General features: G+C 54.5%; 8 protein-coding genes and 3 pseudogenes. 1 reads left to right on the plus strand and 10 read right to left on the minus strand.

Annotated elements, in window-relative coordinates; translation table 11 throughout:
* Positions 1-17: 17 nt before the first annotated feature.
* From XI25_RS22215 to XI25_RS22260, 10 genes and pseudogenes are all read right to left on the minus strand, one after another.
* The gene (locus tag XI25_RS22215) at positions 18-1,037 is read right to left on the minus strand and encodes a ThiF family adenylyltransferase (protein WP_046680448.1); all 1,020 of its coding nucleotides are present in this window, start codon (positions 1,035-1,037) and stop codon (positions 18-20) included.
* A gap of 75 nt (positions 1,038-1,112) precedes the next feature.
* On the minus strand, positions 1,113-2,606 hold the full coding sequence (locus XI25_RS22220) for an MFS transporter (protein ID WP_046680282.1): 1,494 nt from the start codon (positions 2,604-2,606) through the stop codon (positions 1,113-1,115).
* A gap of 150 nt (positions 2,607-2,756) precedes the next feature.
* Complete coding sequence (locus tag XI25_RS22225; protein WP_046680283.1) at positions 2,757-3,404, minus strand: response regulator transcription factor; 648 nt, start codon at positions 3,402-3,404, stop codon at positions 2,757-2,759.
* Positions 3,401-4,480, minus strand: coding sequence for a sensor histidine kinase (locus XI25_RS22230; RefSeq protein ID WP_046680284.1), 1,080 nt, complete (start codon positions 4,478-4,480; stop codon positions 3,401-3,403). Before XI25_RS22230 ends, XI25_RS22225 begins: the two co-directional genes overlap by 4 nt.
* Positions 4,477-4,941: a GAF domain-containing protein gene (locus tag XI25_RS22235; protein WP_046680285.1), complete on the minus strand. Its 465-nt coding sequence runs from the start codon at positions 4,939-4,941 to the stop codon at positions 4,477-4,479. Before XI25_RS22235 ends, XI25_RS22230 begins: the two co-directional genes overlap by 4 nt.
* Before the next feature lie 99 nt (positions 4,942-5,040).
* Entirely contained in the window at positions 5,041-5,733 is a 693-nt protein-coding gene (narI, locus tag XI25_RS22240; protein WP_046680286.1) for a respiratory nitrate reductase subunit gamma, read from the minus strand.
* Positions 5,720-6,294, minus strand: a pseudogene (narJ, locus tag XI25_RS22245) (nitrate reductase molybdenum cofactor assembly chaperone). The gene narI and the pseudogene narJ overlap by 14 nt, the downstream one beginning before the upstream one ends.
* The gene (gene narH / locus XI25_RS22250; protein ID WP_046680287.1) at positions 6,287-7,819 is read right to left on the minus strand and encodes a nitrate reductase subunit beta; all 1,533 of its coding nucleotides are present in this window, start codon (positions 7,817-7,819) and stop codon (positions 6,287-6,289) included. The pseudogene narJ and the gene narH overlap by 8 nt, the downstream one beginning before the upstream one ends.
* A pseudogene (locus XI25_RS36470) lies at positions 7,809-11,484 on the minus strand (nitrate reductase subunit alpha). Before XI25_RS36470 ends, narH begins: the two are co-directional and overlap by 11 nt.
* A gap of 238 nt (positions 11,485-11,722) precedes the next feature.
* A complete protein-coding gene (locus tag XI25_RS22260) occupies positions 11,723-12,691 on the minus strand; it encodes a Gfo/Idh/MocA family protein (protein ID WP_046680288.1) in 969 nt (322 codons plus the stop codon).
* Between the two features lie 187 nt (positions 12,692-12,878).
* On the opposite strand from XI25_RS22260, the pseudogene XI25_RS35140 reads away from it, so the two are divergent.
* Positions 12,879-13,425: pseudogene (locus XI25_RS35140) on the plus strand (MFS transporter); the annotation flags it as partial.
* Positions 13,426-13,701: the final 276 nt, after the last annotated feature.

The following is a 13,701-nucleotide window of genomic DNA, read 5'->3' on the forward strand; positions in this document are numbered from 1 at the left end:
TCCTCGAACAGCCGGCTTTAACCGAACAGCCTGTGGTACAGGCTTCGTCCGGCATTGACGTCACGCAGCCCGTAAATGATAAGCCGGCCCGTATTGAATAAAACCATGCGGTGTCCCTCCGCTTGCATTTCCACAAAGTAAGGCGTCCGCCTGCATGGAGAGCCAAGCTTTTCGGCAAGCAGCTCCGCATCCTCCAGGCTAAAGCCGCGTTCTCCGTCGGCCAAAATCTGAACGGCATCGCGGCCGCATAAGACGGCGTATCTCCCCCGCTCATGCCGGGCTAGCGACGGAAACGTCGGCTGGCTTCCGCAGGTTTCGCAGAACTCGTTCCGAATGCGCGAAACCCCCGCTTCGAGCTGCATGGGGTGCCAGAGATCGAAGCTGTACACCTTCTTCCGCAGCGCTTCCCGGTTGCCGGTCAGCCACTTCAGCGCTTCCGCACATTGGCAGGAGGCCGTCATTTGCACCGCGGGCGCAATGATGCCCACGGTGTCGCATGTTTCGTTCATGGTCGGCAGCACCGGCAGCAGGCAGCGGAAGCAGGCTGCTTCTCCCGGCACGAAGGCAAACACCGTGCCGGCGCTTCCCACGCAGGCGCCATAGATCCAAGGGATCGCATATTTATGGGCGGCGTCGTTAATCAGGAGACGGGTTTCAAAATTATCCGTCGCATCGATAATCAAGTCCGCCTTGCCCGCCAGATCCTCCATCAGGACCGCGTCGACATGCTCAAAATAAGTATGCAGCCTCACATCCGGCCGAACCGCGGTCAGCCTCTGCTTGGCGGCCAGCACCTTCGGCATCATCGCGGCGGCATCCGCTTCCGTGAAAAGCTGTTGCCGCTGCAGATTGGAATACTCGACAACATCCCGATCCGCAATATGGAGCGTCCCGATTCCGGCCCGTACAAGCATTTCGGCAGATGCCGTACCCAGCGCCCCGCAGCCGATGATCGCCACCGACGCTTCGGACAGCTGCTTTTGCCCCTCTTCTCCGATAGGCTTGAACAATATTTGTCTGGAATAACGTTGCTCCAAGCGGATCTCCTCCCCGTCCTTCATGATGGCTCTTTCTCTATTGTATAACATTCGGGCTTTTCGGCCATAGACCCATTACCCGATAAGACGGTCCGGTGTCGTAATGTCGCTGAACGATCCAACATAGCGGACGACCTCGCCCGTTTCGTTTCGAACCGCATTGATGGTCAGGAGCTCCAGGTATTCCTCTCCGTTCTTTCGCCGGTTCCAGATTTCACCTTGCCACTGGCCGGTCTCGGTAATGGTTTTCCACATTTCTGCGTAAAATGCGCCGGACTGCCTTCCCGATTTCAAGACGCTCGGCTTATGACCGACGACCTCCTGCTCCGAATAACCCGTGAGCCGGGTAAAAGCCGGGTTGACGGCCCTGATGATTCCCGACGGATCCGTGACTAGAATTCCTTGGCCCGTGGAACGGAACACTTCGTCCGATAAGGCAAGCCGGTCCTGGTAATACATCCATACCACAAGGATCAAGCTGGCGAGCGCGATCTGGGACAAAGCCATAAAACCGATCGAGTATTGCCCCGTAACCGAATAGATGGCCGATAGCATGAGCGGAGGGAAAAAACCGCCTAAGCCGCCCATCATCGATACAATTCCGTTCACCGTCCCCGCCTGCTTGTTAAAGTATTGGGGAACCAGCTTGAATATAACCCCGTTGCCGATTCCGGCACATACCGCGATCGTGAGGCAACCTGCGGTGTACAGGCCGATGGACGGCGAGAACGCAAGCAGAATGGCCGATAGCGTAAGGCCCGAGAAAACGCCCATCAGCAAAAACAACGCCTTGAACTTATCCCCGAGCCATCCGCCCAGGGGACGCGTGAACGTGGCCAGGGTGATGAATCCGGCCGTGCGCATGCCCGCATCCACCTTTTCCAGTTCAAAGTGAGATACCAGGAAGTTCGGCAGGTACACGGTAAACGCGACGAACGAACCGAACGTAATGAAGTAAAACAGGGAGAACAGCCACAGTTTGTCGTTCTTGTAGACACCCTTGATTTCTTCCATGATCGGCGTCTTGACTTTCGACTCTTTCCGGTCCCCGAATATAAAGTTCAACGCTATGAAAATCATCAGCAATACGATGAACATCTTGATCGTAAGGGACCACCCCGCCTGTGCCGCGATAACGGGTGCGGCAAAGGTCGTGATCGCCGTCCCCAGATTTCCGAGCCCGTATATTCCGTTAACGAGCCCGTGCTTTCCCTTCGGATAATACTTCGGCAGCGACGTCACGCCGACCGAAAACACGGCGCCCCCGATGCCGAGGAACAAACCGCCAATGATCAAATCCGTATAAGATGAAGCCGCGCTAATATAGAATACCGGAAAAAGCAGCAGGATAAAACTGGCCAGAAAAACAATGCGGGCTCCGAGCACGTTGGCATAATAGCCGAACGGGATTCTGAGAACCGATCCCAAAACGACCGGAATGGCCGTCAGCAGCGCCAACCGCTCGGCCGGAATGGAGATGTCCTCCTTAATAAAGGGCAGCAGTGCGGAAATAATGACCCACACCATAAAGCCGAGCGTTAAATTCAGCGTTTGCAAAGGCAGTTGCATTTTTTTTCATCATCACATCACCTTATTCACAAAGTCATGAATGACAAATTCTTGATTCCCATGTCTATTGTAAATGGTGCCGCGTTAAATAAATAATAGGGAAATCCCCCGATTCGTCAGGGGATTTCCCTACATCAACCAAACGGCCTCTCAAATATCGAGCAGCTTCTTTTTGAGGGCATACTCGACCAGCTCCGGCCGGCTTTTCAAGTTCAGCTTCTCCATGATTTTCGCCTTGTGCACTTCCACCGTCTTTACGGAGATGAATAATTTCTCGGCGATCTCCTTGTTCCCGTAACCCTTCGCAACCAGCGGCAGGATTTCGATCTCCCGCTTGGTCAAAAGCTTGAAAGGGTCGGAATCGCCCGCTTCCTGATCTTTCTTAATAAACTCTCTTACAAGGGAAGTCGTCATCTTGGAGTGTATATACGTCCCCCCCTGATGAACGGTTCGGATGGCGGACAACAGCTCCTCGTCGGGCGCATTTTTCAACACGTACCCCGCCGCCCCGTTCTTCAGAACATGGAACAGATATTCTTCATCATCGTACATCGTGAGGATCAATATCTTCGTATTCGGGTAATCGCTGCTGATCTTACCCGTCGCAATCAGGCCGCTCTCGCCCGGAGGCATGCTCAAATCCATCAATAAGACGTCAGGGTTATGTTTGGCTACCATCTGATAGGCTTCGATCCCGTCCGCCGCCGTAGCCACAACCTCCATATCCGGCTGGTAGTTCAAGATCATGGAGAACCCGCTCCGCACAACGGCATGATCGTCGGCAATGACGATTTTCATTCCTCCCCGCCCTCCTCCGTATGAATCAGCGGCAGGGGAATGCGCAGATGAATCGTCGTTCCCGTCCCCACCTCTGACATAATCATCAATTGGCCATGTACGAGCTCGGCCCGTTCCCGCATGCCGAACAAACCGAGCCCGGTTCCTTTGGGATCCCTGGTATTCAACTGAAAGCCGGAGCCTTCATCCTGTACGATAAGCTGTAGATCGCCTTCATCCTCAAACAGCCGGACGAGGATTTCATCCGTATTTGCATATTTGAGGGCGTTGAGCACCGCTTCCTGGCAAATCCGGTAGACGACGGTCTCGATTTCATTGCTGTAGCGGGCGGCGGAAAGCTCCGTTTTGAAATCCACAAGCAGCCCATAATTTTTCTCGATCCATTTAAAATGGGAGCGAAACGCCGCTTCCAGCCCGAAGTCGTCCAAAGACGCCGGACGCAATTCGACGGCCATGTGGCGAATGTCATCCAGCAGCCGGGTTAAGGAAGCTTCAGTTTGCTGAAGCTTTTTCAAAACCGCTTCATCGGCGTTGATATATTTTAAGACGCGCAGGTCGACGAGGGAGCTCAGCAGTTCCTGCGCTACGCTGTCATGCAATTCGCGGGAGATCCGCTTGCGCTCGTCCTCCTGCGCTTTGATCACGTATTTCGTCATATTGGTCTGATACAGCTTTTCCTGAGTCCGGTACTGCTTCGTTAAGTTGAGCAGCATGAAGACCCGTATGCCCCTCGCCTCATCGATGGTGTGGAAGCTGGCCGCATAAGGCACGATCCCCTGCCCCCGGGTATTCAGGTAGACTTGAAAGGAGGAGAAATCCTCCTTCGTATTCCCCAGAAAACAATTGAAACACGACATCATCGCTTCCTCGTTCGTATACCCCGCGCAGGAGCGGCAGATTGACACCTGATCTCCCTTGCGGATGCCCTCGCTCACGTCAAGGTCGAGGATGTTCTCCGCGGCGGGATTCATGCCCAGGATCTCTCCCTCCGCATTGATAAAGAAAATGGCCTCCGTGCTGTTCCTGTACATTTTCGTCAGCAGACCGGACATATCGTTTTCATTCAACCGGATCATGGCTCCCTGAGCTCCCTGGTTAAAAATGGACCAAAGGATGGCTCTATTTCCTGCTTGAATGCTTGCAGCAGAGGAGCGGTTATCCGGTTCTCCTGACGATAACCGGCCAACAATACGCCCGCAACGCGGCTGTCCTTCCACAAAGGCACCGCCCCAACGCTAAGGAGCTGCTCCGCCGCGATGATCGGATAATTGAACAGATCGCTTGGATCCAGTTCCTCCGCCACGTTTTGGATGAGCACCGGTTTTCCCGTTTTGAACACTCTGCCGGCCACTCCTTTGCCTGAATGCAGGACGATCCGTTTATAACGCTCGTTTAAGTTGCCTGAGGCATACTGCCATGTTAACACAAATTGATCGGCTGCCGATTGCACCAGAGCGATCGAAACCAAGTCAAAATGAAATCGTTCCCGAAGGGCATCGATTCCCTGCTGAAAGTCAAAGACCGGTTCATCCTTCATTCTTAACTACTCCCTTGCCTATTAAAAAAAAAATTCAGTCGAAGACTTTTCAGAAAATAACTTCGATCTTGAAAAGAAAGAAGGCCGAAGCCTTCTCTCCTACATTCCATGTTTGCGGTTCTTCCTATATAGGATATAACTTCTGCCCACATAATTCAACGGAACGCTCCAGACATGAACCAGCCTTGTGAACGGCCACAGCGCGAAAATAAGGAAACCCGCCAGGATGTGAATCTGAAAAGAAACCGGCACATTGGCCATTAATCCGGCATCGGGACGCAGGATGAAAAGATTGCGGAACCACACCGAGACGGTCGTCCGGTAATCGAAACCGGGCTGGGTCGCATTCGTCACGATCGTGCTGTACATGCCCATGATCACGATGAACAGCAGCAGCAGGTTCACGATGATATCCGACGCGGAACTTAATTTGCGGACATTCCGGATCGTGAGTCTGCGGGCCGTCAGCAGCAGCATGCCGCCCAGCGTGAGGAAGCCGAACAGGCTCCCGATATACACCGCGCCGATGTGGTACAGATGATCGCTGACGCCGAGGGCCTCCATCCATTCCTTGGGAATGCCCAAGCCTGCAATATGGCCGCCAATCACGGGGATAATGCCGAGATGGAACATCAGGCTGCCGAGCTTGAGATGCTTTTTCTCGATGAACTCGCTGGACTTGGCCGTCCAGTTGAATTGATCATGCCGGTAACGAAAGATATGCCCCACAACAAATGTAACCAAACAAACATACGGGAAAATGACCCACAGAAATTGATCAAGCAAGCTCATGGTCTGAAGCCTCCTGTCGGATACAAGCTTTCAGCGTTTCCCGCAAAGCTTTGACGAGATGATAATACGGGCTTCCGCTCTTCTCGAGCGATTTCAACAGATGATACGTGCCGTCCTCGATCACGCTTGCCAAGACGCTGAAATCCTTCTCGGCCTGCGGATATCTGTCCCATTTGGCGGCGTATATGAACTCGCACATCAAGGCAGGTAATCCGACAGCTCCCGGTCCGGCATATCCAGGCCGAACATCTGGTACAATATTTTCAGCTTGGCCAGCATTTGCCCACGCTCTTTCGAATCCTCGAATTTAAAGTAGGTCATGTACAGGGTCGAATCCTTCTGAAAGTCGAAGGTCTGCACGTACATTTCTTCAATTTCTTCCATGCTGTAACCGTGCATGAGCTCCCAGAACCTTTCGATGTGCTCATACGCCGGATCTGCCGGCTCCGCCAAGCCGTCCATGACGGACGGGTGAAAATCCAGTTTTTCCGGGTAGGTGAGCTGATGGGCGAAAAAACCGAACAAATGCTTATACGCGTACAGCTTCTCAAGATTAATCACGCCATATTCCCCCATAGAAATACTCCGAATCTTTAGCGTTCTTGTCTGCCGATGAACCCGAAACGCCGCAGCCGCCGCAGTTCATCCCGAAGCCTTCGGAACCCTGCGCATGGTACGTATCCAAGTAAGTTTCCCTGTGCGATGTCGGGATGACGAACCGGTCCTCGTACTTGGCGATCGCGAGCAAACGATAGATTTGTTCCGTCTGGTGCGCCGTCAGGCCCAATCGGTTCAGCCGCTGCTCCTCGAAAGGTTTCCCGGTCGATAAGGAGCGCATGTAGGAACGCATCATCGCCATCCGCTGCAGCGACTCCTTCACCGGTTCCGGGTCGCCTGCCGTGAGCATGTTCGCCAAATATTGAATCGGCATCCGCATTTCTTCGATGGCCGGGAAGATCAAATCCGGGTTTTGAATCGAATCCTTGCCTTCAAAATAGTTCATGATCGGGCTGAGCGGCGGCACGTACCACACCATCGGCAGCGTCCGGTATTCCGGATGCAGCGGGAAGGCCAGCTTGTATTCGATGGCCAGCTTGTATACCGGCGAATGCTGAGCGGCTTCGATCCACTCCTCGGTGATGCCGTCCTTCCGGGCCTGGGCGATGACCGCCGGATCGTTCGGATCCAGGAACAAGTCGCACTGTGCTTGGTACAGATCCTTCTCATCCGGCATGGAAGCCGCTTCCTGCACCCGGTCGGCGTCGTATAGCAGCACGCCGAGGTAACGAATGCGCCCCGTGCACGTCTCCGAGCATACCGTCGGAAGCCCCGCCTCGATCCGCGGGAAGCAGAAGGTGCATTTTTCCGCTTTGTTCGTCTGCCAGTTGAAATACACCTTTTTGTAAGGACAGCCTGTCATGCAGTAGCGCCAGCCGCGGCAAGCCTCCTGGTCCACGAGAACGATGCCGTCCTCGTCCCGCTTGTACATGGCGCCGGAGGGGCAGGACGCAACGCAGCTCGGATTCAGGCAATGCTCGCAGAGGCGCGGCAGATACATCATGAACGCCTGCTCGAAGTTAAACTTGATTTCCTCCTCGATTTTCTCGATGTTCGGGTCCTGCGGACCCGTTACATGAGCGCCGGCCAGATCGTCTTCCCAGTTCGGACCCCAATCCAGGTCCATGGGATCGCCGGTTACCGCCGATTTCGGACGCGCAACGGGCTGATGCTTTTTTTCTCCGGCACTTGTCAAGTGTTCATAATTGTATGTCCATGGTTCATAGTAGTCCTTCATCTCCGGCATATCCGGGTTATAAAAGATTTTGCCCAGGGCGATTTTGGATAGCTTGTTTCCCGATTTCAATTCAAGCTTGCCGTTCCTCAGCGTCCAACCGCCCTTGTACTGTTCCTGATCCTCCCAGCGTTTCGGATATCCAATGCCGGGCTTCGTCTCTACATTGTTGAACCACATGTATTCGGCGCCGGGGCGGTTGGTCCATGTGCTCTTGCAGGTCACGCTGCAGGTATGGCATCCGATGCACTTGTCCAGATTCATGACCATGGCAATTTGCGCTTTAATCTTCAAGCCAGTCGACCTCCTTCATTTTGCGGACCGCGACATAGACATCCCGCTGGTTTCCGATCGGGCCGTAATAGTTAAAGCCATAGCTCAGTTGAGCGTAACCGCCAACCATTTGGGTCGGCTTGACGTGAATCCTCGTCGGCGCATTGTGGCTGCCGCCGCGCTCCTTCGTAATTTCCGAGCCCGGCACGTTGATATGCTTATCCTGCGCGTGATACATGAACATCGTGCCCTTCGGCATCCGATGGCTGACGACGGCGCGGGCGGTGACGACGCCGTTTCGGTTGTACACCTCAAGCCAGTCGTTATCCCGGATCCCGTGCGTCTCCGCATCCTCGTCGTTCAGCCATACGGTCGGGCCTCCGCGGAACAAGGTCAGCATGTGCAGGTTATCCTGATACATGCTGTGGATGTTCCATTTGCCGTGCGGCGTCAGGTAACGGAGGACCAAGGCGTCCTTTCCTCCCGCAATCTGTTTATCCCGCGGTCCGAAAACCATGGGCGGCAGAGTCGGCTTATATATCGGCAGCGCTTCGCCAAACTGCAGGAAGAGCTCGTGATCGATATAGAAATGCTGTCTTCCCGTAAGCGTCCGGAACGGAACGAGGCGCTCGATATTGGTCGTGAACGGCGAGTACCGTCTGCCCATCTTGTTCGATCCGGTGAACACCGGCGTTGGAATGACCTCCCGCGGCTGGATCGTAATGCTCTGGAACGTAATCCGCTCCGCCGCGCGGTCGGCGGATATATCCTTGAGGGCAACGCCCGTATCCTGCTCGGCCGATTCCCAGGCGCGCTGGGACACCCTGCCGTTCGTCGCCGACGATAAATTCAGGATCGCGTCCGCGGCATGGCGCGCCGTTTCGAGCTTCGGCAGGCCGTTCTTTATCGTGTCATCGTAATAAGCCCCGTTGATGCGCTTTAATTCCTCGTATTCCTCGGCTACGGAGAAGCTGACGCCGTGAGCGCCCACCTTGCCCGTGGCCAGATTCGGCCCCAGGCTGACATATTTATCGTAGATCTTCGTGTAATCCCGCTCGACGACGGCCAGGTTCGGCATCGTTCGGCCCGGAACCGGGGCAGCCTCGCCCTTGCGCCAATCCTTGATCAACCCGTACGGCTGGGCAATTTCGTTTACCGAATCATGCGCCAGCGGCGAGGATACAACGTCCTTATACACGCCCGGCAAATGTTCTTCGGCCATAGCCGAGAACTCTTTCGCAAGCGTCCGGTAGATGTCCCAGTCCGACCGGGATTCCCACAGCGGATCGACCGCCGGGTTAAACGGGTGCACGAACGGATGCATATCCGTCGAGGACAGATCCGTTTTCTCGTACCAGGTTGCCGCCGGCAGAACAATATCGGCGTACATCGGCGTCGAGGTCATGCGGAAATCCAGAGCGACCAGCAGGTCAAGCTTTCCTTCCACCTCATCCCGCCAGACGATCTCCTCCGGCTTTTCCTCCTCGTTCGGCGTGGACAGCAGCCCGTCATGCGTGCCGAGCAGATGCTTCATAAAATACTCCTGCCCCTTAGCAGAGCTGGAGATCAGATTGGACCGCCAGACGAATAAAGAACGGGGGAAATTCTCCGGCGCATCCGGATCCTCTACGGCGAACCTTGTCTCTCCGGTAATAATCTGATCGAGCGTGTGCCGGATGATATCCTCATTCTTCGTTGCGCCCTGCCGGGCCGCTTCCTCGGCAAACGCCAAACTGCTCTTGTTAAACTGAGGGTAGGAAGGCAGCCACCCGAGGCGGGCCGCCAGCACATTGTAATCTGCCGGATGCCGATACCGGATCTCCCCGCCGGTCGGCGATTTCAGCGATTCTGCACCCGTCTCCTCGTATTTCCACTGGTCTGTCGCAAAATAGAAAAAGGAGGTCGCATTCTGCAGCCGGGGCGGCCCCTGCCAATCCTTCGCGAAAGCCACGGTGGACCAGCCTTCGATCGGACGGCACTTCTCCTGCCCGACATAGTGCGCCCAGCCGCCTCCGTTCACGCCCTGCGAAGCGGTCAGAATGACCAGGTTCAGAATCGCGCGGTAGATGGTGTCGCTGTTAAACCAATGGTTAATCCCGGCACCCATTATGATCATGGAGCGTCCCCCCGGTATCCAGCGAATTTTGGGCAAACTCGCGGGCAATCTGGATGACGACCGACGGCTTGACGCCCGTCACCGATTCCTGCCAGGCAGGCGTATAACGGGATGCGGCATCGTCATAGCCTTTTGCCTCATATTCGCTGCCGAGGCGCCGAACGCCGTACTGGCTCATCATCAAATCGTACACGGTCGCGGCGAGCCGCTCCGTTCCGTCGGCAAGCCGGATTTTCCGGGCCGGGATCGGCCGCTTGAAGACTCCGTTGCCCTCGTTGTCAAAGAACGGAAACGCAATCTCCTGCCATTCGGCACCATGGGCTTCAACCGAAAGAGCCGGCTCGATCTTCATGCCGTCTTCGCGCTCGAGGATCAGATTCCATTTCTTATCCTTCTCCCACCGCTGGCCCATCGTCCCGTTCGGAACCAGAATCTCGTTCGTGGCTTCATCCAGAATGACCGGCTTCCACTCGGCATGCTGCGAAGCGTCCCCAAGGTCGCTCGCCCGCAGAAAGCGCCCCGCCTTATAACTGCCTTCAAATTCATCCAGCAGGATCAGGAACGGCATGTCGGTATATTGCTTTGCGTAATCCAGGAACATCGGCTCCCGCCGCTCCCGATAAAATTCATTCAGGATGACATGCGTCATCGCTTGCGCGATGGCCGCGTCCGTTCCCGGATTCGGCGCGAGCCAGTTATCCGCGAATTTCACGTTTTCCGCATAATCGGGCGCCACGGATACCACCTTGGTTCCTTTATAGCGAACCTCGGTCATAAAATGCGCGTCCGGAGTGCGCGTCAGCGGCACGTTCGAGCCCCACATGATCAGGTAGCCCGAGTTGTACCAGTCGCTGGATTCCGGCACATCCGTCTGCTCGCCCCATATTTGCGGCGAAGCGGGCGGAAGGTCGGCGTACCAGTCATAGAAGCTCAGCATTTCGCCGCCGAGCAGCGAGATAAACCGTGCGCCCGAAGCATAGCTGATCATCGACATCGCCGGAATCGGCGTAAACCCGGCAATGCGGTCCGGCCCGTACTTGCGGATCGTGTAGATCAGCTGCGCCGAAATCAACCGGGTCGCATCCTCCCAAGTCACGCGGACGTGGCCGCCCTTGCCGCGCATTTTCTTATAAGCTTCCGCTTTTCCCGGGTCCTCCACGATGCTCGCCCAGGCCGCGACCGGATCGGCCGCTTCCGCCAAGGCCTGCTTCCACATGCGCCATAACCGGCCGCGCATATAAGGATATTTCACCCGCAGCGGACTGTATTCGTACCACGAAAAGGAGGCGCCGCGCGGGCAGCCCCGCGGTTCGAATTCCGGCATGTCCGGACCGCAGGACGGATAATCTATTTGTTGATTCTCCCATGTGATAATGCCGTTTTTCACAAACACTTTCCAGCTGCAGGAGCCCGTGCAGTTGACGCCGTGCGTCGTGCGCACGACCTTGTCGTGCGACCAGCGCCCGCGATACATGTTTTCCCAGGTACGGTCCTTCTCCTCGAGAATCGACCAGTTCCCGGAATAGCTTTCCGTCGGCTTAAAGAACTTTAGCCCGAATTTTTTCTTCATTGGGACACAACCACCCCTTCTGCAGAATGACAAATATGACGGGAATCAAAGATTTGTCTATTCTTATACCTACATTATGGGAGGGGGGCTTCCCGTTTCCTATTAGGGAAAGTTCCTATAATCCTTTCGGGAATTCCCTTTTTCTTGATGAAAGGGGCGATTCTTCTTTACAAAAAAAAGCGCCTGCTTCGACGTCTAGGCGGGTCGAAGTCAGGCGCGTTTCATTTCGACTTATGGATCATAGCTCCACGGGTTTTCCCGTCTCGGCGGAACGCAAAGCGGCACAGGTAATTTCCATCGTTTTGACGGCATCCCCGTAGGGCGACAAAATCCCCGAAGCATCTCCGGTGCGCACGGCGTGAATAAAAGCTTCGTTCTCGCGTTGATAGGGGTTAGTCGCATTCCGGTATTCGGTGATCCTTCCTTTTTCCCTGACGATGAGCTTATCCGGTTTAATATCCAGGCTTCCCTGCTCGGTATAAATGGCCAGGCCTACCTGTTCCTCTTCCGGAAGGATGCACGTATTGGAAATCGTAGCGATGGCACCGCTTTTTAATTTCAGGGTCACCGTTCCCACATCATGCACCGTAACGCCTTCATGCTTGTCCTGCATCGCCCGATGCGCAAAGGCGGCATATACTTCATCCGCCTCGCCCAGCAAGCAGCGCAGCAAATCCACGATATGGGTCGTCTGCTCCATGAACTGCCCTCCCGAGCCTTCCTGCTTTCTCCACCAATATACTTGCGGCATGTCGCCCATCCAATAGCCCAGAGCCATGCCGGCCTTCCGATCGCGGATAACCTCCGTTGCCCGTTTAACCGCATCCGTATAACGAAAATGGTAGCCGGCAGATGTGATTAAACCGGCCCTTTTTACCGCTTGGGCAATCTTTTGCGGGATGTCCAGCCGGGTGCCGAGCGGCTTTTCGACCAGAAAAGGAATACCTCTCTCCACAAGCCGTGCTTCAATCTCTCCATGCGCAAACGGCGGAACGCAAATATAAACCGCATCCGGCTTGGTTTCATCCAGCATTTGCTCAACATTGGCATAAGCCGCTGCTGACGCATACTTCCGGGCGGCTTGTTCCGCCTTGTCCTGACTCGTGCCGACAAACGCCTTGACGGCCACTCCGTCCATCTGGGATAAAATATCTCCATGAACTCCGCTAAACCAACCGGTACCAATAATGCCTACGTTTACAGCCATCGCAGCCCCATCTCCTCAGTGGATGATTATGTACGGTTCTCTCGAACAGCGTTTTGTTCCGGTTTCACCATACCACGATTTTGGGCTCACTGAAAGCTGTCGAAGGAATGAACAGCTTGTATAAAGTTTTGAAAAAAGTATATAGCGTTATCCAATGAGACCCGTTGTCAAATCATGGAATGGCTGACCCGCATTGTGGTTAAATATAACTTCGGTCATTTTTATTTTTGCGGCGATGTTTTCGGTATACAGCTATTTTGCGGAATACCTCGGCCAGGTCACACCTATGCACGGATCGGTGATCAGTGTGATGCTGATGGGTTTTGGAATCATCATGATTTTCGGCAACTTCGCATTTGGCGCCCTGCTGCAAAAAAACATACCGGTGGACAGTGATGATGTTCCCTGTGCTGTATATCGCTGTGTACCTACTGCTGTATAGCCTGTGGCCATACGGAATTCCGGCCATGATCGTCGTGTTTCTATGGGGGATGATCCATTCCGGAGGATTAATCGTCAGCCAAACATGGCTGACGACGGTGACGGAAGATGCACCGGAGTTTGGCAACAGCTTGTTTGTATCGTTTTCCAACCTGGGGATTACGCTGGGCACCACGGCAGGGGGCTGGTTGATAGCCGAGGCGGGTATCCATCAGCTGATCTGGAGCGGAATCGTGTTTGCCATCCTTGCCCTGGCTTCGATTTTGCTCAAAATAAAATACGTTCCTTCATGAATCCGGAAGCCAGCCGGGCGCAGCATTATGTGCCCGCTGGCTTTCCGTGCTTAATTGGTTTGTTCCAAATGCCCGCCCAACCGAAGTCGCAAATCAAATGGAATATATTGCTCCGTCCCTTTCGTCTTTCCCTCATAAATTTTGGAAATCATCCTGACTCCACACAATCATTGATTTTACTGACATCGCAAGCGGTATTTACCACTTGAATAAAGAACATGTGTTCGGTATATAATGATGAAGAGTGTATGAAGAACCGACAGGAGGCCGAAACAG

It is taken from the genome of Paenibacillus sp. DMB20 (assembly GCF_000987955.1).
Classification (GTDB): Bacteria; Bacillota; Bacilli; order Paenibacillales; family Paenibacillaceae; genus Paenibacillus_AQ.

Bases quoted from the DNA above. Each gene is read 5' to 3' on its own strand.
- XI25_RS22230 (WP_046680284.1), bottom strand. From the start codon at position 4,480: ATGATCCGGTTGAATGAAAACGATATGTCCGGTCTGCTGACGAAAATG.
- narI (WP_046680286.1), bottom strand. From the start codon at position 5,733: ATGAGCTTGCTTGATCAATTTCTGTGGGTCATTTTCCCGTATGTTTGT.
- XI25_RS22225 (WP_046680283.1), bottom strand. From the start codon at position 3,404: ATGAAAATCGTCATTGCCGACGATCATGCCGTTGTGCGGAGCGGGTTC.
- XI25_RS22235 (WP_046680285.1), bottom strand. From the start codon at position 4,941: ATGAAGGATGAACCGGTCTTTGACTTTCAGCAGGGAATCGATGCCCTT.
- XI25_RS22260 (WP_046680288.1), bottom strand. From the start codon at position 12,691: ATGGCTGTAAACGTAGGCATTATTGGTACCGGTTGGTTTAGCGGAGTT.
- XI25_RS22220 (WP_046680282.1), bottom strand. From the start codon at position 2,606: ATGCAACTGCCTTTGCAAACGCTGAATTTAACGCTCGGCTTTATGGTG.